This window comes from Pseudomonas sp. OA65 (genome assembly GCF_017498305.1).
In the GTDB taxonomy this organism is placed as follows: domain Bacteria; phylum Pseudomonadota; class Gammaproteobacteria; order Pseudomonadales; family Pseudomonadaceae; genus Aquipseudomonas; species Aquipseudomonas zanjanensis.
In genome coordinates, this window is the sequence record NZ_JAGDEZ010000001.1 from 337007 (window position 1) to 355934 (window position 18928).

At 60.9% G+C, this 18928-nt stretch carries 21 protein-coding genes and 1 tRNA gene; 8 read left to right on the forward strand and 14 right to left on the reverse strand.

The genetic code is table 11. The features are described 5' to 3' along the window. Positions 1-4: 4 nt before the first annotated feature. A complete protein-coding gene (locus J3361_RS01525) occupies positions 5-1105 on the reverse strand; it encodes a DNA alkylation repair protein (RefSeq protein ID WP_207961755.1) in 1101 nt (366 codons plus the stop codon). 279 nt (positions 1106-1384) lie between these two features. Between J3361_RS01525 and J3361_RS01530 the strand changes: the two genes are divergently transcribed. Further along, the gene (locus tag J3361_RS01530) at positions 1385-1693 is read left to right on the forward strand and encodes an RcnB family protein (protein ID WP_207961757.1); all 309 of its coding nucleotides are present in this window, start codon (positions 1385-1387) and stop codon (positions 1691-1693) included. Here J3361_RS01530 and J3361_RS01535 read toward each other — a convergent pair. Both J3361_RS01535 and J3361_RS01540 read right to left on the reverse strand, forming a co-directional pair. Further along, positions 1690-2013 carry a protealysin inhibitor emfourin gene (locus tag J3361_RS01535; protein ID WP_053122893.1) on the reverse strand — a complete coding sequence of 108 codons (324 nt, stop codon included), beginning with the start codon at positions 2011-2013 and terminating at the stop codon, positions 1690-1692. The two genes, J3361_RS01530 and J3361_RS01535, sit on opposite strands and share 4 nt — an antisense overlap. Beyond that, the gene (locus J3361_RS01540) at positions 2013-3074 is read right to left on the reverse strand and encodes a M4 family metallopeptidase (protein WP_207961759.1); all 1062 of its coding nucleotides are present in this window, start codon (positions 3072-3074) and stop codon (positions 2013-2015) included. The genes J3361_RS01535 and J3361_RS01540 overlap by 1 nt, the downstream gene beginning before the upstream one ends. Before the next feature lie 144 nt (positions 3075-3218). On the opposite strand from J3361_RS01540, the gene J3361_RS01545 reads away from it, so the two are divergent. Continuing rightward, entirely contained in the window at positions 3219-3560 is a 342-nt protein-coding gene (locus J3361_RS01545; RefSeq protein WP_092254046.1) for an FKBP-type peptidyl-prolyl cis-trans isomerase, read from the forward strand. Positions 3561-3575: 15 nt separating this feature from the next. Here J3361_RS01545 and J3361_RS01550 read toward each other — a convergent pair whose 3' ends face one another. Then, positions 3576-4697 (reverse strand): cytochrome P450, encoded by a 1122-nt coding sequence (locus tag J3361_RS01550; RefSeq protein WP_207961762.1) that lies wholly within the window; start codon positions 4695-4697, stop codon positions 3576-3578. A gap of 82 nt (positions 4698-4779) precedes the next feature. Here J3361_RS01550 and J3361_RS01555 point away from each other — a divergent pair, with 82 nt between their 5' ends. Next, the gene (locus tag J3361_RS01555) at positions 4780-5535 is read left to right on the forward strand and encodes a metalloregulator ArsR/SmtB family transcription factor (protein ID WP_207961764.1); all 756 of its coding nucleotides are present in this window, start codon (positions 4780-4782) and stop codon (positions 5533-5535) included. An 887-nt stretch (positions 5536-6422) separates the two neighbouring features. Here the strand turns inward: J3361_RS01555 and J3361_RS01560 are convergent. Continuing rightward, complete coding sequence (locus tag J3361_RS01560) at positions 6423-7217, reverse strand: helix-turn-helix transcriptional regulator (RefSeq protein WP_186706150.1); 795 nt, start codon at positions 7215-7217, stop codon at positions 6423-6425. A gap of 115 nt (positions 7218-7332) precedes the next feature. Here J3361_RS01560 and J3361_RS01565 point away from each other — a divergent pair, with 115 nt between their 5' ends. Next, on the forward strand, positions 7333-8262 hold the full coding sequence (locus J3361_RS01565; protein WP_207961766.1) for a DMT family transporter: 930 nt from the start codon (positions 7333-7335) through the stop codon (positions 8260-8262). A 1043-nt stretch (positions 8263-9305) separates the two neighbouring features. Here J3361_RS01565 and J3361_RS01570 read toward each other — a convergent pair. From J3361_RS01570 to queA, 6 genes are all read right to left on the reverse strand, one after another. After that, on the reverse strand, positions 9306-9854 hold the full coding sequence (locus tag J3361_RS01570) for a glycine zipper 2TM domain-containing protein (RefSeq protein WP_018607449.1): 549 nt from the start codon (positions 9852-9854) through the stop codon (positions 9306-9308). Between the two features lie 117 nt (positions 9855-9971). After that, positions 9972-10886, reverse strand: a complete 915-nt coding sequence (gene secF / locus J3361_RS01575) for a protein translocase subunit SecF (protein ID WP_207961768.1) — start codon at positions 10884-10886, stop codon at positions 9972-9974. Positions 10887-10895: 9 nt separating this feature from the next. Further along, positions 10896-12764, reverse strand: a complete 1869-nt coding sequence (secD, locus tag J3361_RS01580; RefSeq protein WP_186705394.1) for a protein translocase subunit SecD — start codon at positions 12762-12764, stop codon at positions 10896-10898. A gap of 63 nt (positions 12765-12827) precedes the next feature. Then, the gene (gene yajC, locus J3361_RS01585) at positions 12828-13163 is read right to left on the reverse strand and encodes a preprotein translocase subunit YajC (protein WP_007982729.1); all 336 of its coding nucleotides are present in this window, start codon (positions 13161-13163) and stop codon (positions 12828-12830) included. A gap of 43 nt (positions 13164-13206) precedes the next feature. Further along, the gene (gene tgt / locus J3361_RS01590; RefSeq protein ID WP_161951757.1) at positions 13207-14322 is read right to left on the reverse strand and encodes a tRNA guanosine(34) transglycosylase Tgt; all 1116 of its coding nucleotides are present in this window, start codon (positions 14320-14322) and stop codon (positions 13207-13209) included. A 14-nt stretch (positions 14323-14336) separates the two neighbouring features. Then, positions 14337-15386, reverse strand: a complete 1050-nt coding sequence (gene queA / locus J3361_RS01595; RefSeq protein ID WP_025211994.1) for a tRNA preQ1(34) S-adenosylmethionine ribosyltransferase-isomerase QueA — start codon at positions 15384-15386, stop codon at positions 14337-14339. Positions 15387-15494: 108 nt separating this feature from the next. Between queA and J3361_RS01600 the strand changes: the two genes are divergently transcribed. Continuing rightward, positions 15495-15579: transfer RNA gene (locus J3361_RS01600), tRNA-Leu, on the forward strand. A 198-nt stretch (positions 15580-15777) separates the two neighbouring features. Next, positions 15778-16107: a hypothetical protein gene (locus J3361_RS01605; protein ID WP_207961771.1), complete on the forward strand. Its 330-nt coding sequence runs from the start codon at positions 15778-15780 to the stop codon at positions 16105-16107. A 139-nt stretch (positions 16108-16246) separates the two neighbouring features. Here J3361_RS01605 and J3361_RS01610 read toward each other — a convergent pair whose 3' ends face one another. Next, positions 16247-16825, reverse strand: a complete 579-nt coding sequence (locus J3361_RS01610; RefSeq protein WP_207961773.1) for a TetR/AcrR family transcriptional regulator — start codon at positions 16823-16825, stop codon at positions 16247-16249. 147 nt (positions 16826-16972) lie between these two features. Between J3361_RS01610 and J3361_RS01615 the strand changes: the two genes are divergently transcribed. Further along, complete coding sequence (locus J3361_RS01615) at positions 16973-17389, forward strand: hypothetical protein (RefSeq protein ID WP_024616233.1); 417 nt, start codon at positions 16973-16975, stop codon at positions 17387-17389. Between the two features lie 77 nt (positions 17390-17466). Here J3361_RS01615 and J3361_RS01620 read toward each other — a convergent pair whose 3' ends face one another. Further along, complete coding sequence (locus tag J3361_RS01620; protein ID WP_207961775.1) at positions 17467-17826, reverse strand: DUF6124 family protein; 360 nt, start codon at positions 17824-17826, stop codon at positions 17467-17469. 396 nt (positions 17827-18222) lie between these two features. Next, complete coding sequence (locus J3361_RS01625; RefSeq protein ID WP_207961784.1) at positions 18223-18360, reverse strand: hypothetical protein; 138 nt, start codon at positions 18358-18360, stop codon at positions 18223-18225. A 313-nt stretch (positions 18361-18673) separates the two neighbouring features. On the opposite strand from J3361_RS01625, the gene J3361_RS01630 reads away from it, so the two are divergent. Further along, positions 18674-18886, forward strand: a complete 213-nt coding sequence (locus tag J3361_RS01630) for a hypothetical protein (RefSeq protein WP_207961786.1) — start codon at positions 18674-18676, stop codon at positions 18884-18886. Positions 18887-18928: the final 42 nt, after the last annotated feature.

The following is an 18928-nucleotide window of genomic DNA, read 5'->3' on the forward strand; positions in this document are numbered from 1 at the left end:
GCCGTCAGGGGACGATATCGAACGCCGTGCTACCCAGTCGCTCGCCGTTGACCAGCAGGTGCACGGCATGCCGGCCCGCGTAGTGTTTGCGGGTGGTCAGCTCGCGAATGTATTGGGAGCGGCTGAGGTTGACGCGACCCTGGGCGGGCAGATCGAAGGTCTTGAGTTTGAACACCTTGGCCGAAGTGCCGCCAGAGGCCTTCACGTAGTCGACGGCATAGTCGATCACCAGGCGTTGGCTCTGTTCGAGAGTTGATTGCACGGTGAAGGACAGCGTGACCTGTTCCCCCAGGCGAATCACCGCCGGCGTCACCTGCAAATCCAGCACCTGGACCTGCGCCTTGCCGCCGGCGCCGATGACGCCCAGTGCCCTGGGGTTGCCTTGTTTAATCAGGCTACGCAGTGCATGCCGGGCGATCCACGCCGTGTGGCGGTCTTGCAATGGCCAGCCTTCGATCTGGTCCAGCACCCAGTCGGGATGCTGCTTGGTGACATCGTTGAGGTGGTTGGCCACGGATTTGCGCACATACAGGCTGTCGTCGGCTTTGAGCGTGTCGAGGATCGCGGCGGCGAGGTCGGGGTTGGCCTGGATCGGCTCCAGGTGAAACGACCACGGCAGGCGGGGCCGGCTGCCTTCGCTGGCGAGGCGGCGCACGTGCTCGTTGGCGTCCAGCGCCCAGTCATGCATGACCTTGAGGGTGCGTTCCAGGTCGTCCCGCAGGAAGTGGCGCACGGCGAACTCCGACGAGCCGAACCGGGTGAAATACTGGAGCGCGTCCAACGACATGTCGAAGTGCTGCCGGCCATAAGACGCCACGTAGTGCGGCAGGAACATGCTGACGAACATGCTGTTCAGGCGCGGAGCCAGGGCGCGTAGCACCTCCAGCGACGCCTCGTAATCGAGGGGCAGCACCGCGTGCAGGCACTCACTGACCCGGGCCATGCGCTGCATCACCGACAAATCGGCCAGCCCATCGTTGGCCATGTGCAAGAACGCCTTGGCGTCGAAGGCTGGATACACCGCGCGCATTTCGTGAGCGATGTGCTCCAGGCGGGCGTTGTTGAAGATTTCCTTGAGGGCAGGGGAAGAGGTGGGGGTGCTCATGGTGGGTCCGTCCGGCGGGTTGTCGTTCAGGCTTGCCACTATGCCATGCACAACCGTGGCGAGGGAGCTTGCTCCCGCTCGACTGCGCAGCAGTCGCAAACCCGGTGAATGCGGTATCACTGGATGAACGCGTTGCCTGGATTGGGGTCGCTGCGCAACCCAGCGGGAGCAAGCTCCCTCGCCACAGGGGAAGGGGGCCTTCAGAAGCAACAGTAAACGGAATGATTCGCCGCCCGCGCAGTCCCAGATTCTAGTCTTTTGAATAATTTGGAGTTTTCTATGCGCCAACCCACCCTGATCGCCAGCCTGTTCCTGATCGCCGGCCTCACCGTCTTTGGGCCTGTCGCGCAAGCGGTCGAGAAAACCGGTGACGCCCTGGAGCATTCGCCGAGCAATGGCCGCAGGCTGGTGGAGAACGACCGGGTACCGGCGGACTACCAACGTGCGGACAGGGCGGTGAAAGACTGGAAACAGAAGAAGCTCGAGCAGCCGACAAACGACCAGCAATGGGTGCAGATCGACGACAAGTACTTGCTGATCGAAACTGTGTCCGGCGCCATCGTCAAGATCGTTCCGGCCACCCGTTAAAGCACTTCGCCTTTGTCCCACAAATGCACCAACTCGCCAGGTGCCCGGTCCTCGGGCACCTGCAGCACCATCTCGTCGTCCTGATCGTTGGCGCGATAACGCACCTCGATCTGGAAAAACCGCTGGTCGCCGCGCCCGGGCGTGGAGGAGGTCAGCGGCAGGCAGCCCTCCAGGACCGAGCAGATGCGGGTGCGCTGGTCGAGGTCGCACTGGGCGAACTCGATTTCCCGTGGCCGGGTCAGTGCATGGATGGCGGCCACGCCGCCCTGGCGCGACAGCCGCACCACGGCCTTGTCGTCGAGGTCTGGAAGGGTTTTCATCAGCTCTCCTGTGTCAGGTCGACGCCGACCTGGGCCCAGCCGTTCTGCACCGCTTGCACTTCCCGCGTGCCGAAGCGCTGGCGGGCGTGCTCGACGGTGAGGCGGGCGAATGCGCTGAAGGACGCGTCATTGGCCAGTCTGCGGTCGCACAAGGTTTCATACCAGATCCGGCCGGCCTTTTCCCAGGCAAATCCGCCCAGCGTGGTCGCCGCCAGATAAAAGGCCCGGTTGGGAATGCCCGAGTTGATGTGCACGCCACCGTTGTCTTCACGGGTGATCACGAACTCGCGCATGTGCGCCGGTTGTGGGTCCTTGCCCAGCAACGGGTCGTCGTAGGCGGTGCCGGGGTTGGACATGCTGCGCAGGCCGTCGCCGTTGATCTTGTCGGTGAGCAGGTCGGCGCCGATCAGCCAGTCGGCCTGGTCGGCGGTCTGTTCGAGCACGAACTGCTTGACCAGCACACCGAACACGTCGGAGATGGACTCGTTCAGCGCACCGGACTGGTTGGCGTAGATCAACCCGGCCTCGCTTTCGGTGACGCCATGGGCCAGTTCGTGGGCCACCACGTCGAGGGAGCGGGTGAAGCGCAGGAAGATTTCGCCATCGCCGTCGCCGAACACCATCTGCGCGCCGTTCCAGAAGGCGTTTTCATAGCCCTGGCCATAATGCACGCTGCCCACCAGGGCGAAGCCTTTGTTGTCGATGGAGTCGCGTCCGAGGACCTTCCAGAAAAAATCATAGGTGGCGCCGAGGGCGTCGTAGGCTTCGTCCACAGCCGGGTCGCCGCTGGCTGGCTGGCCTTCCAGGCGTACCGGCTGGCCGGGCAGTTCCATGCTGTTCTGGGCGTCATGCACACTGCGTTGCGGCTGTCCGGCCTTGCCGGTTTTGGGCAGTGCCGCCGTGGCCGGTAGAGCGCTGGGCGGCCCAGGGTTGTGCCGCAGGCTGCGCACGTGGGTCAAGGTGCCGAGGGCGCGGGAACGTTGCTGTTCGGAGCCGTGGGCGATGATGCGATTGAGGATGTACGGCGGAATGAAGCCGTGGAGCGGGGGAGAGTCGATCATCAGAAAATCCTTATCTGAAATGCAGGGTCGATACCCATGTGAACCGAAGAGGCCGTTGCGGTTCCGTGGCCATGGCAGACAACGTTTGCCATGGGGCCTGATTTCTGCGAAAACCCCGCGCCAGGATCACACGAGGGATACGCCATGAATGAAGAACTGCAAATCATCGACCTGCAACAGGGCGACGGCAAAAGCGTAGTCAAAGGTGCGCTGATCACCACCCAATACCGCGGCACCCTCGAAGACGGCACTGAATTCGATTCGTCCTACAGTCGCGGCAAACCCTTCCAATGCGTGATCGGCACCGGTCGTGTCATCAAGGGCTGGGACCTGGGCCTGATGGGCATGCAGGTCGGTGGCAAGCGCAAGCTGCTGGTGCCGGCGCACCTGGCCTACGGTGAGCGGTCCATGGGCGCCCATATCAAGCCCAACGCCAACCTCATTTTCGAAATCGAGTTGCTGGAAGTCCTGACCCGGGATGATTGAGGGGAGTGGAGCGGGTCAGGATCGCTCGCTGAACAGTGGGATACGTCCGTTGACCGAGGGGCGGTAGCGCCAGGTCAATTGCTCCAATCTCGGTTCGCTTTCCAGAAGTACCGCCAGGGTGGCGCGGGCAATGCCCATGGCCAGGGTTTGGCCCGGACATTCATGACGCCCGCTGCCGAAGCTGAAACTGCGGCGATTCGCTCGGTCGAGCAACAGCGTGTCCGGTCGTGGGTTGAGCTGCGGGTCGCGGTTGGCCGAGGCCAGCAGCACCAGGACCGTTTCGCCGGGGTTCAATGCGCTGCCGAGGATTTCGCAAGGGGCGGCGACGAAGCGGCGGGTGTTCTGCACGGGCGGGTCGAAACGCTGGACTTCGGCCAGCAACGGGCCGGTTTGTGCCGGATCGTCCCGCAGTGCCTGGCGCAACGCCGGATCACCGATCAGCGCCAGCAGCGCGTTGCCGATCAGGCCAGCCGTGGCTTCGTAGGTTTGCGAGAGCAGGCCGATCAGGTTGGCGATCTTGCTGTCCGGCGCCGTGCCTTCGAAGCCTTGCTCGATGTGTACCAATAAAGGGTTGTCCTGCCCCTCGATCCGTTCCTGGAACAACCTGGTCATTTGCTCGCTGGCCCGGTGTGCCGCGTCCAGTTGCGGCGCCTGGCTCAGGGGCGACAGGCAGGCGACGAAGTCTCCGGTCAATTCGCTGATCAGGTGACTGTCCGTCGGGTTGAAACCCAGCAATGCCGCGACCACGCTGACCGGCCCGATGAACTGGGCCTGGTGCAGGCCTTCGGCGCCGTATTGCAGCAAGCGGGCCCTGACCAGTGCTTCGACCTGCTGGGCGTCGATGTCCTGCAACACCGGCGCAATCGCCGCCCTCGGGCACCGCTGGCATTCACCTTCGTTCATGCGCATCAGGTGGCCGAACACGCGGCCGGCAGGGCCCTCGGCAATGGCCTTGGGCACGGGCTCGTGGGCCGGGCGCACATGGCAATCGGGATGATGCAAGACCGCACACACGGCCTCGGCGCTGCTGGCGATCCACAGGTTCAGCTCGGGATCGAAGGCCAGCCCGCCAGCGGCGCGCAAGGTGGCGTAGAAAGGGTAAGGGGCGGGATGCGTCGCGGCGGTGATCGGGTCCATGAAGCGCGGCCTTGTTCGTGATGGAGAAAGTGTTGCTACTATCTCCAGTCGATGCATGGCTTGATTCGTCAGGGAGCGAAATATGAACGCAGAACAGCATGACTTGGGCGTGTCTCAAGTGGCGGCGGCCATTGCCGAACCGGCGCGCACCCGGATGCTCTGTGCGTTGATGGACGGCCATGCCCGCACCAGTACCGAATTGGCGAGCATCGCCGAGGTCAGCGCTTCGACCGCCAGCGCCCATCTGGCGAAACTCAAGCAGATGGCCCTGGTGCGCCTGCATGTGCAGGGTCGTCACCGTTACTACAGCTTGGCCGACCCGCGCGTGGCCCAGGCACTGGAGGCGCTGATGGTGATCGGCCAGAGCGCCGCGCCGACCTTCACCCCGCGCACGCCGGATCGCCTGCAATTTGCCCGCACCTGCTACGACCACATGGCGGGCACCTTGGCGGTGCGCCTGCACGATCGCATGCTCGAGATGGAGTGGTTGGTGGACGTGGAGGGCGAGGGTTATCGGCTGAGTGAATCCGGCGAAGCGGTGTTTGAAGGATTGGGTATCGATGTCCAGCGCCTGGCCACGCAACGCCGCCGATTCGCCTGCCCCTGCCTGGATTGGAGCATGCGCCGCCCCCACCTGGGCGGGGCCTTGGGGGCGGCGTTGCTGCAAGTGGCGATCAAGCGCAAATGGGTGATCCAGGATTTGGACAGCCGGGCGCTGGGAGTGACGGCCAGTGGTCGCCGGGAAATGGCATCGCGGTTTGGGATCAATGCCGAAATCGACGTCAAACCCACTGGCGCTATCGCGAGCAAGCTCGCTCCCACAATGGACCTGCGCTGAACACAAAACCCAAGCACACCCAAGATCCCCTGTGGGAGCGGGCTTGCTCGCGAAGGGGCCTTCACATCCAGCATCCATGCAAGCTGACCCACCGCCTTCGCGAGCAAGCCCGCTCCCACAATGGGCCCTGCGGTGAATACAAAACCCAAGCACACCCAAGATCCCCTGTGGGAGCGGGCTTGCTCGCGAAGGGGCCTTCACATCCAGCATCCATGCAAGCTGACCCACCGCCTTCGCGAGCAAGCCCGCTCCCACAATGGGCCCTGCGTTGAACACAAAACCCATGCACACCATCTATCCCCTGTGGGAGCGGGCTTGCTCGCGAAGGGGCCTTCACATCCAGCATCCATGCAAGCTGACCCACCGCTTTCGCGAGCAGGCTCGCTCCCACAGTGGACCTGCGCTGAACACAAGACCCCTGACCACCCAAGATCCCTGTGGGAGCGAGCCTGCTCGCGAAGGGGCCTTCACATCCAGCATCCATGCAAGCTGACCCACCGCCTTCGCGAGCAAGCCCGCTCCCACAATGGGCCCTGCGTTGAACACAAAACCCATGCACACCATCTATCCCCTGTGGGAGCGGGCTTGCTCGCGAAGGGGCCTTCACATCCAGCATCCATGCAAGCTGACCCACCGCTTTCGCGAGCAGGCTCGCTCCCACAGTGGACCTGCGCTGAACACAAGACCCCTGACCACCCAAGATCCCTGTGGGAGCGAGCCTGCTCGCGAAGGGGCCTTCACATCCAGCATCCATGCAAGCTGACCCACCGCCTTCGCGAGCAAGCCCGCTCCCACAATGGGCCCTGCGCTGAACACAAAACCCATGCACACCCGGAATTCCCTGTGGGAGCGAGCTTGCTCGCGATGACGATGCCAGCATCGCCACATCATCCAGCCATGTGCCTGCGCCGATACTCATCCGGCGTGGTACCCATCATTTTGCGAAACATGCTGATGAACGCCGAGGCGCTGCTGTAGCCCAGGTCCAGACCGATGGTTTCCACGCTCTGGCCGCGTTCGAGCAGGGCCAGGGCCTCGATGACTTTCAGGCGCTGGCGCCATTCCACCAAGGACATGCCCAAATCGCGCTGGGCCCGGCGCATCAGTGTGCGCTCGGTGGTGTTGGCGGCGCGGGCCAGTTGCGGCAAGGAGCGCGGATCGCTGGGATTCGCTTCCAGTGCCCGCAACACAGGGCCCAGCAGTGGATCATCCGAGAAAGGCAAGTAACTGCCGACATGGGGCGCCTGCGTCAGCTTGTCCACCAGCACCTGCAATAAGCGCTGCTGTTCGGGCGTCTGCGGTTGGCTCGGCGGGTCGCTGCGCAGCTCCTCCAGCAACGCGCGGATCAGCGGGCTCAACGTCAGCGCGCAGGGTACGGCCGGCAGCGCAGCGCACAGTTCGGCCGCCAGGTACAACGAACAATGGCAGGCCTCATGCCGATTGAACCCCACGTGTTCCATGTCCGGTGGCAGCCAGATGCCGTACTGCGGTGGCGCCAGGTAATGGTGCTGGGCGATCTCGATTTCCATCACGCCACTGTAGGAGTAAACGAACTCACCCCAGGCATGCCGGTGCCGCGGGTAAGTGGCATGGGCCGGCATGCAGGCGCTGCGAAAGAAGATCGGCGAGGGCAAGGCTGCGTCGAACGGAGGAATCTTCAGGTGTTGGGCTGGAGGCTGCATATCGACCGCTGTGGCGGATTACCGGGATGGCTTGTCGGGTAATCACTATATCCAGCAAAGGTGTCAGGCAGACAATCCATTCATCTTATTATTTTCTGCCCAAAGGACCTTTCCCATGACCACCCGTCGCGCCCTGGATGGCCAGGTCTGCGCCCTGATGACCGGCCTCTGTGCCATTTGGGGTTTCCAGCAAGTCGCGATCAAGGCCGGCGCCGCCGACATGGCGCCGATGCTGCAACTGGGCGTGCGCTCGGCCATCGCCGCGGTACTGGTCTGGCTGTTGGTGCTGGCCCGCGGTGAGCGTCTGTCTCTGACCGATGGCAGTTGGCGCCCCGGCCTGTTGGTGGGGTTGTTGTTTGCCTTGGAGTTCGTATTGGTGGGCGAAGGCCTGCGGCATACGACGGCTTCGCACATGGTGATTTTCCTCTACACCGCACCGATGTTCGCCGCCCTCGGCTTGCACTGGAAACTGCCGAGCGAGCGTCTCAAACCGGCGCAATGGTTGGGCATCGCCGTTGCATTCGGCGGGGTCGTGGTGGCCTTCAGTGGCGGCTCGGGTGCAGCGAACGGTAGCTCATTGCTTGGCGATGGCATGGGCTTGCTGGCGGGTGCGCTGTGGGGCGCAACCACGGTGACGGTTCGTTGTTCGCGGCTGACCGACGTGCCGGCCAGCCAGACGCTGCTTTATCAATTAGTGGGCGCCGGGGTGCTGTTGATCGGAATGTCGGCGGCGCTGGGGCAAACGACGATCAACCCCACGCCACAGCTGATGGCCAGCATGGCGTTCCAGGTGTTGCTGGTGTCCTTCGCCAGCTTCCTGATCTGGTTCTCCCTGTTGCGCCGTTACGTCGCTTCGCAACTGGGGGTACTGTCGTTCATGACGCCGCTGTACGGCGTCGGATTTGGCGTCTGGTTGCTGGATGAGCCGCTGGAGCCGAACTTTATCGTTGGCGCGGTGATGGTGCTCGGCGGGATCTTGCTGGTCAGTGGTTACGGATGGTTTCGCCAGCGTTGGGGGCGGTGGCCGGTTTTGCGGCGCGAGTAACTGAACGAAGGTGAAAAAAAAGCCCACCCCTGCAGGAACAGGCGTGGGCTTTTTCTTACTGACTTCACCACTCAGTCAGGTGTGGCCACTGTGGCGAGGGAGCTTGCTCCCGCTCGGTTGCGCAGCGACCGCAAGATCTTGGGTCTGCTGCGCAGCCCAGCGGGAGCAAGCTCCCTCGCCACAATGGATTACACCTTGGACATGGATGCAGGCTGAACCACCGCTTTCGCGAGCAAGCTTTGCTCCCACAGAGGAGGCTTGGGTAGCCGGGAAATCGAAGCCTGCCGCAGACCCACTGTGGGAGCGAGCCTGCTCGCGAAGAGGCCGGCACATTCAATATCGATGCAAGCTGAGCCACCGCTTTCGCGAGCAAGCTTTGCTCCCACAGAGGAGGTTTGGGTAGCCGGGAAATCGAAGCCTGCCGCAGATCCAGTGTGGGAGCGAGCCTGCTCGCGAAGAGGCCGGCACATTCAACATCATTGCAAGCTGACCCACCGCTATCGCGAGCAGGCTTTGCTCCCACAGAGGAGGTTTGGGTAGCCGGGAAATCGAAGCCTGCCGCAGACCCACTGTGGGAGCGGGCTTGCTCGCGAAGAGGCCGGCACATTCAATATCGATGCAAGCTGACCCACCGCTATCGCGAGCAAGCTTTGCTCCCACAGAGGAGGTTTGGGTAGCCGGGAAATCGAAGCCTGCCGCAGACCCACTGTGGGAGCGAGCCTGCTCGCGAAGAGGCCGGCACATTCAATATCGATGCAAGCTGAGCCACCGCTTTCGCGAGCAAGCTTTGCTCCCACAGAGGAGGCTTGGGTAGCCGGGAAATCGAAGCCTGCCGCAGACCCACTGTGGGAGCGAGCCTGCTCGCGAAGAGGCCGGCACATTCAACATCCTTGCAAGCTGACCCACCGCTATCGCGAGCAGGCTCGCTCCCACAGGGGGACTGGGGCAGGCACAGGTTTTGTGTCCAGAGTGGATTGATGTGAGCATGAAAAATGCGGGCGTAAAAAAAGCACCCCGAAGGGTGCTTCTTGTACATCTTCCAATTACTGGGCCGGTTCGTTCTGGCCCAGGATCAGTTGGCCTTCCTTGCTCACCGGGATCTGGTTGCCCGGGTCGCGGTCCATGCGGACCTTACCTTCTTTGCCATCGAGCATGTAGCGAACGTCGTAGCCCACAACCTTGTCGCTGATGTCATTGACCGTGTTGCAGCGAGTCTGGGTGGTGGTGTAGGTGTCGCGTTCCTGCATGCCTTCCTGGATCTTGTTACCGGCATAACCACCACCGGCCGCACCCGCCACGGTGGCGATCTTCTTGCCGTTGCCGCCGCCGATCTGGTTGCCCAACAGGCCACCGGCCACAGCGCCGAGCACGGTGCCGGCGATCTGGTGCTGGTCCTGGACGGGCTTCTGCCGAGTCACGGTGACGTCCTTGCACACTTCACGCGGGGTCTTGATCTGGGTCTTGACCGGCTCCACGGCCAATACTTGCGCATACTCAGGGCCACTTTTTACCAAGCTGTAGGTGGCGACCGCACCACCGGCTGTTACACCGACAGCACCCAATACCGCACCAACCAGCATCGATTTGTTCACTTGAACCTCCTGACCATCACAAGCGGAATAATCCGCGCTTCTCCCAGCCTTGGAGCACAAAAAAAGGCGCGAGTTCAACTCGCGCCTTTTCAGCGGTGACAGACGGAAAACCGAGCCTTACGGGCGGTCGTCCACCTCGGTGTCAGTGGCTGCTGGAGGAATCAGGTCCTCAGTGCTCAGGTTCAGCCAGATCAACACCACGTTGGCGATGTAGATCGACGAGTAAGTACCCGCCATCACACCGATGAACAACGCGATGGAGAAACCGAACAGGTTGTCGCCACCAAACACCAGCAGCGCGACAATCGCCAGCAACGTGGAGATCGACGTCGCCATGGTCCGCAGCAGGGTCTGGGTGGTCGAGATGTTGATGTTCTCGACCAAGGACGCCTTGCGCAGCACACGGAAGTTCTCACGCACCCGGTCGAACACCACGATGGTGTCGTTGAGCGAGTAACCGATGATCGCCAGCACCGCCGCCAACACCGTCAAGTCGAAGGTGATCTGGAAGAACGACAGGATGCCCACGGTCACGATCACGTCGTGGATCAGCGAAACAATCGCGCCCACCGCGAACTTCCACTGGAAGCGGAACGCCAGGTAGAGCATCACGCCGCCCAGGGCCAACAGCATGCCGAGGCCGCCCTGGTCGCGCAGCTCTTCACCCACTTGCGGGCCGACGAACTCCACGCGCTTGACCTGGGCCGGGTTGTCGCCGCCGGCCTTCTGCAAGGCTTCGGCTACCTGGTGGCCCAGTTGCGGGTCTTCACCCGGCATGCGCACCAGCAAATCGGTGGTGGCGCCGAAGCTCTGCACGATGGCATCGGCATAGCCCGACGACGCCAGTTGCTCACGCACCTTGGTGACGTCGGCCGGACGCTCGTAGGTCAGCTCGATGAGCGTACCGCCGGTGAAGTCCAGGCCGTAGTTCAGGCCCTTGGTGGCCCAACTGAACAACGCCAGGGCCGTAAGGAACAATGTGACGCCGAACGCAATGTTGCGAACGCCCATGAAGTTGATTGTACGTAACATGGCAGCCCCTTAAATCCACAACTTCTTGACGTCACGACCACCATAAATCAGGTTGACCATTGCACGGGTCACCATGATGGCTGTGAACATCGAGGTAAAGATCCCGAGGGACATGGTCACTGCGAAGCCCTTGACCGGGCCGGTGCCCATGGCAAAGAGAATCCCGCCGACCAGCAACGTGGTCAGGTTGGAGTCGATAATCGCAGTGAATGCGCGGCCGAAGCCTTCGTTGATTGCCCGCTGGATCGACATCCCCGCGGCGATCTCTTCACGTATCCGCGAGAAGATCAGCACGTTGGCGTCCACCGCCATGCCCATGGTCAACACGATACCGGCGATACCCGGCAGGGTCAGCGTGGCGCCCAGCAAGGACATCAGGGCCAGCAGCAGCACCATGTTCACCGCCAGCGCAACCGTGGCGATGATGCCGAAGAAGCGGTAGATGGCGATGATGAACAGCGACACGAACAGCATGCCCCACAGGGATGCATCGACGCCCTTGGTGATGTTGTCGGCACCCAGGCTCGGGCCGATGGTGCGTTCTTCAGCGAAGTACATCGGCGCGGCCAGGCCACCGGCACGCAGCAGCAGGGCCAGTTCAGAGGATTCGCCCTGGCCGTTCAGGCCGGTGATGCGGAACTGGCTGCCCAGTGGCGACTGGATGGTCGCCAGGCTGATGATCTTCTTCTCTTCCTTGAAGGTCTGGACCGGTACGTCTTTCTCGACGCCGTTGACCACTTGCTTGGTGTAGGTGGTGGTCGGCTTCTGCTCGATGAAGATCACCGCCATGCTGCGACCGACGTTGCTGCGCGTGGCGCGGCTCATCAGTTCGCCGCCATGACCGTCCAGGCGAATGTTCACCTGTGGACGACCCTGCTCGTCGAAGCCCGCCTGGGCGTCGGTCACCTGGTCACCGGTGATGATCAAGCCACGCTCGATCTGCGCCGCCGGACGACCGCCTTCACGGAACTCGAAGCTCTCGGAAGTGGCCTTGGACGCACCCGGCTCAGCGGCTAGGCGGAATTCCAGGTTGGCGGTCTTGCCGAGGATACGCTTGGCTTCGGCAGTATCCTGCACGCCCGGCAGCTCAACCACGATGCGGTTGGCGCCCTGGCGCTGCACGATCGGCTCGGCCACACCCAGCTCGTTGACGCGGTTACGTACCGTGGTCAAGTTCTGCTTGATGGAGTACTCGCGGATTTCCGCCAGCTTGGCCGGGGTCATCGCCAGACGCAGCACCGGTTGGCCATTGAGGTCGGCCGGCACAATGTCGAAATCGTTGAAATTCTTGCGCACCAGCGCACGGGCCTGTTCGCGGGCATCTTCATCGCTGAAGCCCAGCTGAATGGCACCTTCGAACTGCGGCAGGCTGCGATAACGCAGGCGCTCTTTACGCAGCAGGCTCTTGACGTCGCCTTCGTAGACTTTCAGGCGTGCGTCGAGGGCTTTTTCCATGTCCACTTCCAGCAGGAAGTGCACACCACCGGACAAGTCCAGGCCCAGCTTCATTGGGTGGGCGCCAAGCTTGCGCAGCCACGGCGGCGTGGTCTGGGCCAGGTTCAGGGCTACAACATAATCGTCGCCCAACGCCTTGCGCACCACATCCTTGGCTGGCAGTTGGTCTTCAGCCTTGACCAGGCGCAACAGGCCGCCCTTGCCGTTTTCGGCGATGGACGCAGCCTTCACATCGATATTGGACGCCTTGAGCGCAGCGCTCGCACGGTCCAGATCGGCCTGGGTGACCTGCAGCGCAGTGCTTGCGCCACTGACCTGAATGGCCGGGTCATCCGGGTATAGATTGGGAGCGGAATAAATCACACCGACCGCCAGCACCGCCAGGATCAGTAGGTATTTCCACAGAGGGTATTTGTTCAGCATCACGCCGCCCGCTTATGACGCGGGGCGCCTTGCGCGCCCCGTCGATTGAAAAGAAGTGGTTACTTAGATCGCTTTCAGCGTGCCTTTTGGCAGCGTGGCCGCGATGGCGCCCTTCTGGAACTTCATTTCAACAGTGTCGGACACTTCCAGTACCACGAAGTCATCAGCCACTTTAGTGATCTTGCCAGCGATGCCGCCGGTGGTGACCACTTCATCACCTTTTTGCAGGCTGCTGAGCAGGTTCTTCTGCTCTTTGGCGCGCTTGGCCTGTGGACGCCAGATCATCAGGTAGAAGATGACCAGGAAGCCGACCAGGAAAATCCACTCGAAACCACCGCCCATAGGGCCGGCAGCCGGTGCAGCCGCGTCAGCCATGGCGTTAGAGATAAAAAAGCTCATTTAGCACTCCAGTTGCAAGTATTGAATCTAGGGATCGGAAAACTCAGTCCAAAGGCGGAACAGGCAACCCGCGCTTGGCATAGAAGGCCTCGACAAAGGCGGCCAATGTACCCTGTTGGATAGCCTCGCGCAAACCAGCCATAAGCACCTGATAATGGCGCAAATTGTGGATGGTATTGAGCATACTGCCGAGCATTTCGCCGCACTTGTCCAAATGATGCAGATAAGCGCGGGAGAAGTTCTGGCAGGTATAGCAATCGCACGTCGGATCGAGCGGCGAATCATCATGGCGATGGAACGCGTTACGGATCTTCAGCACACCGGTGTCGATGAACAGATGCCCATTGCGGGCATTACGGGTTGGCATCACGCAATCGAACATGTCCACCCCGCGGCGCACACCCTCAACCAGATCTTCCGGTTTGCCAACGCCCATAAGGTAACGAGGTTTGTCAGCGGGCATCTCGCCCGGCAGGTAATCGAGCACCTTGATCATCTCGTGCTTCGGCTCACCCACCGACAGGCCACCAATCGCCAGGCCGTCGAAGCCGATCTTGTCCAGGCCTTCGAGGGAGCGCATGCGCAAGTCGCGGTGCATGCCGCCCTGGACGATGCCGAACAGCGCCGCCGTGTTCTCGCCATGGGCATTCTTCGAACGCTGGGCCCAGCGCAACGACAACTCCATGGACACCCGTGCCACGTCTTCATCGGCCGGGTACGGCGTGCATTCGTCGAAGATCATCACGATGTCCGAGCCCAGGTCGCGTTGCACCTGCATCGACTCTTCCGGCCCCATGAACACCTTGGAACCGTCCACCGGAGAAGCGAAGGTCACGCCCTCCTCCTTGATCTTGCGCATCGCGCCCAGGCTGAACACCTGGAAGCCGCCGGAGTCGGTCAGGATCGGGCCTTTCCACTGCATGAAATCGTGCAGGTCGCCGTGGGCCTTGATCACTTCCATGCCCGGGCGCAGCCACAGGTGGAAGGTATTACCGAGGATGATTTCCGCGCCAATCGCCTCAATGTCACGCGGCAGCATGCCCTTGACCGTGCCGTAGGTGCCCACCGGCATGAACGCGGGGGTTTCCACGGTACCGCGGGGGAAGGTCAGACGACCGCGACGAGCCTTGCCATCGGTGGCGAGCAACTCGAAGGACATGCGACAGGTGCGACTCATACTGTTTCCTCGGGTCCGCGTGGCGCGGGGTTACGGGTGATGAACATCGCATCACCGTAGCTGAAAAAGCGGTATCCATGCTCGACGGCGGCCTTGTAGGCGGCCATGGCTTCGGGATAACCGGCGAACGCCGAAACCAGCATTAACAGCGTGGATTCAGGCAAATGAAAGTTGGTGACCAGGGCATCGACCACATGAAACGGCCGGCCCGGGTAGATAAAGATATCGGTGTCGCCACTGAACGGCTTGAGCACGCCATCGCGCGCGGCGCTTTCCAGGGAGCGCACGCTGGTGGTCCCCACCGCCACCACCCGCCCACCGCGGGCGCGACAGGCCGCCACGGCATCGACCACTTCCTGGCTGACTTCCAGCCATTCGTTGTGCATGTGGTGGTCTTCGATGCGCTCCACGCGCACCGGCTGGAACGTGCCGGCGCCGACGTGCAGCGTCACGAACGCCGTCTCCACGCCCTTGGCGGCAATGGCCTCCAGCAACGGCTGATCAAAATGCAGCCCCGCCGTCGGCGCCGCCACCGCCCCCAGGCGCTCGGCGTACACGGTCTGATAACGCTCGCGGTCCGAACCTTCGTCCGGGCGGTCTATATAAGGAGGCAGCGGCATGTGCCCGACACGGTCGAGCAGCGGCAACACCTCTTCGGCGAACTCCAGCTCGAACAACGCATCATGCCGCGCCACCATCACCGCCTCACCGCCGCCGTCGATCAGAATCGACGAACCGGGCTTGGGCGACTTGCTCGACCGCACATGGGCCAGCACCCGATGACTGTCCAGCACCCGCTCCACTAGAATCTCCAGCTTGCCGCCGGAGGCCTTCTGGCCGAACAAACGCGCCGGAATCACCCGGGTATTGTTGAACACCATCAAATCGCCCGGGCGCAAATGCTCGAGCAAATCAGTGAATTGACGGTGAGCCATGGCACCGCTGACCCCGTCCAGGGTCAACAGTCGACTGGCGCGCCGCTCGGCCAGCGGGTGGCGAGCGATCAGCGAATCCGGGAGTTCGAAGGTAAAGTCAGCAACACGCATGATGGGGTTCGTCTAGCAGGGCCGGAAAGTCTAGCGGAAATATTAAAAATTCACCATGAAACGTGATTGACCAACGGTAGGCACCTCTCTATACTTCGCCGCCATTGAGCCCTGATGGCGGAATTGGTAGACGCGGCGGATTCAAAATCCGTTTTCGAAAGGAGTGGGAGTTCGAGTCTCCCTCGGGGCACCATCTTAAAGAAAGACCTTGAAATTCAAGGTCTTTTTTTTCGTCTGCAGGAAAGTGATCAACCTCCAGGAACACCACAACCCCCGGTGGCGAGGGAGCTTGCTCCCGCTTGAGCGCGAAGCGCTCACAAAAATGTCACTGCACCCACCGATGCTTCGAGTGGCCCCACCCTCCCCACCCAGTCACAAAGGATTTCACCCCATGGAATTGCTGCTGGAAACGGTCGCTCTCTACTCCCTCAAACTGGCCTATGAGACAGAAGGCCACAGCCCGATCCTGCGGGATGATCCGTTGATGGGCAGTTGCGACCGGGAGATTTTTGAGTTGCTGATACGGCGGGGCGATGTGGCCGGGATTCAGGGCGAAATCAGTCGATGCCTGGATTTAGCGTTGGGGGCGATTGGTGGGGTAGATACAGTGCTGGGCCGAGAGCTGAATCGTTTGGCTGCGGATTTCAGCTCAGCGCAAAAGATAAACGACCTTCACGCTCCGCTCATCGCGCTTAACGCTTATGTGAAAGATATTCTATAAACCCGCACTCGTCCCCACGTTCACGACTAAACGAGGCAGCGGCGCAAGGCGATGTGAGCTTGGGGTTCTGGTCGCCCAACGTCTGACGGTCTAGCGACTGGTATCTCTCAGACAACTGACCCATTCAAGTCGCAGGGCTTTATGGAGCGGCTCTTCCAGACAGTAATGTCCGCTCCGCCGCAGCTGCGATTTTTTCCGCCACTGCCGGATCGGCTACCGCTCGAGCGAGTGTTACGGCACCAACCAGCGTGGACAATGCGAACATGGCTTCGCCTATGTCGGCAGGCGCGTGCTCCGACGTGGGGCCGGCCACGATCAAGGCGGCGACGTTGAGCAGTTCAGCCTCAAACTCCGCGCGTGAGTTGGGATCAGACCTGGAAATTTCTGACGCAAGACTCTGCAGGGCGCAGCTCTCTGACAGTTCGCATTTACGCTTCTCTCCCAAGTAGAAACACACGAACTCAGGCCACCAGGTGTGCCCATGCTGGCCTTGGAAGTGGCACACACCGTCCTTGAGTTCAGCCATCCCCTGTGCGACCGACTCACGAAATGCAGCAGCCTTGGAGTCGAAGTGGGCATAGAAGGCGCCGGACGTAACGCCTGCTTCCTTTGCCAAGCCATCCACACCAATGCCGCCAAAGCCAGCTTTGCGAAAGCCACGGCCAGCGGCGCCAAGGATTCGTTGGCGTGTCTGCTGCTTTCGTTCGGATCGAGACATGCATACCTCTCTACGGGATTCCGGGTGGGTGAATCCAGATTGTACTTGGCAATGTAACGATCGTTATGTAAATTAAAATAACGATCGTTATTTTACGATCGATGCGGTCGCCGATGCGACGTACACCTCGCTTACAGGAGTATGGAAATGCCTCTCACCCTTACGCTTACTGAAGGTGTCCTGCCTAAAGGCAGCGAGAAAATTGCTTTCGCCCAGCTGTCTGACGCGATGCTGAAGTGGCATGGCCTGACCGGCAACAAGGCCATGACCCCGAACATTGTCGGTTCCATTCATGTTTTGACCGCAGAAAACACCTTCTCTGGCTCCGCCGAAGCGCCTGTCGCTTTCATCGAATGGAAGGTGCCTGCCTTTGCATTCGCCAACCGCGAAATACAGATTGGCTACATTGAGGAAGTAACCAACATTATCCATGAGATGTCCGGCGGCCAACTGCCCAAGACAAACATCTGGGTCAACATCGTGCATGCCGTAGATGGCGCTTGGGGTATTGCTGGCAAGGCGATGACCAATCAGCAACTCGGTGAGGCCATCGCAAGGGGTTGATCCGGCTTGAGGTAGTGAAAAAGGTCTTGCTTGGCAAGACCTTTTTTTAACCGAAGGACAGGTTTTACCCGCCGAACCTACCTCACCTCAACAATATCCAGCGCGCGATTCGCCAACAGCTCACTCACCTCGATCACCTGCAAAATCCCCATCGCAACACGCCGTCGCGAGCCATCAAGGTCGAACGCCAGATCATTGATCATGGCATTCGCCGAAGCCAGGTTCTCACTGAGATTCGCAAGCAAACACTCAGAATCCACACTTGGATCAATACGAAGAATGGAGTCGGACTTGTCAGACGTTTCGCCCTTAGGCTTGGGTTTCAGGTAGTAATCCAACGCCCGGGTGGCCGCGTCGTCGAGCTTTTTGTTTCGGGCAGACTGGGCACGGGATGTGGGTTCGTCTGTTACTGGAGGATTCGGTGTAATTTTGACCATGGTCCTAGCTCTCTTTTGGTTGAGGCTACGACCCGTTCGCGACTAAACGATTGGGAGGCAGCTGTACGCAGGTTAGTCGACCGACGAGCTAAGAAATCGGCGCGCCCAAGGGCGCCCTGCGCACAGCCACCATCGAGTGCAGGGATGGGGATTCCTGACTGATGGACGCTTGAGCGACTTAGCAACGACGGGCGACTAAACCCGATCACTGATGAGCACTGACAGGTCCCAAACTACCGACGCAACCCAAGGCGGACAAGCCGGCGGATTCTGGCGTAGTTGTAGGCAAAGGCGCAAGGCGACGTCGGCTGGCGAGTTGCGGGCGCCCAGTGACTGACAGCCACGACTGACACGCCTACCTTTTCTCTGGGGCAGATTGGCATACTGTCGAAAGACTCACAAAAACACCCATCCAACCACATGAACCACGCTGCCTCCGCCAGGATGAATACGCAGCACATCGTGATGACTGCCGAGACTGAACATGCCATCCAGCCCAGCATCAAACCTTGCATTTTCCACGGGTTCGATCACGACTGCCTTCCCGTCTGATCTTTCGCTCAGGGCTGAGGGCCTATACCAAATATTAGGAAACACCAGCCTAGCAACACACCCTGGCATTGAGATCAAAGTATGCGACGAGGATTTAGTCATTCCCTATCGAATCCATCATGAGGGCGATGAGCAGGAATATTTACAGCTAAATGGGCTCCAGAGCGTCATGTACTCTTGCGTCCTGACAAGGCATCACGATGGCCATATCAGACACCGTCAGCTCAAGCAAATCCTGTCGGTGTCAGAGCCCTGGGTCGTCCCATTCGTGATGCAGCTTACTGGCGAGTACGTAATGGAAATACTCGATACCTGCGAAGCTCATCTGCCAACACTCAATCCGGAGTTGTACGGGGATTTCATCAAGGACAACCCGAAATATTTCAAAGCGCTACAGGATCGGATGATCAGCTATTGGGATTGCTACTACCGCCACCTGTATAAGTACCGGCAAGACTACGTGGGGTTTCGGTTGTTCGAGCACTTTCGCACGCTCGCAAGGGAATAGATGGTAAGCCAAGGCACGTTAGCGTGTATCCCCGCATTGATC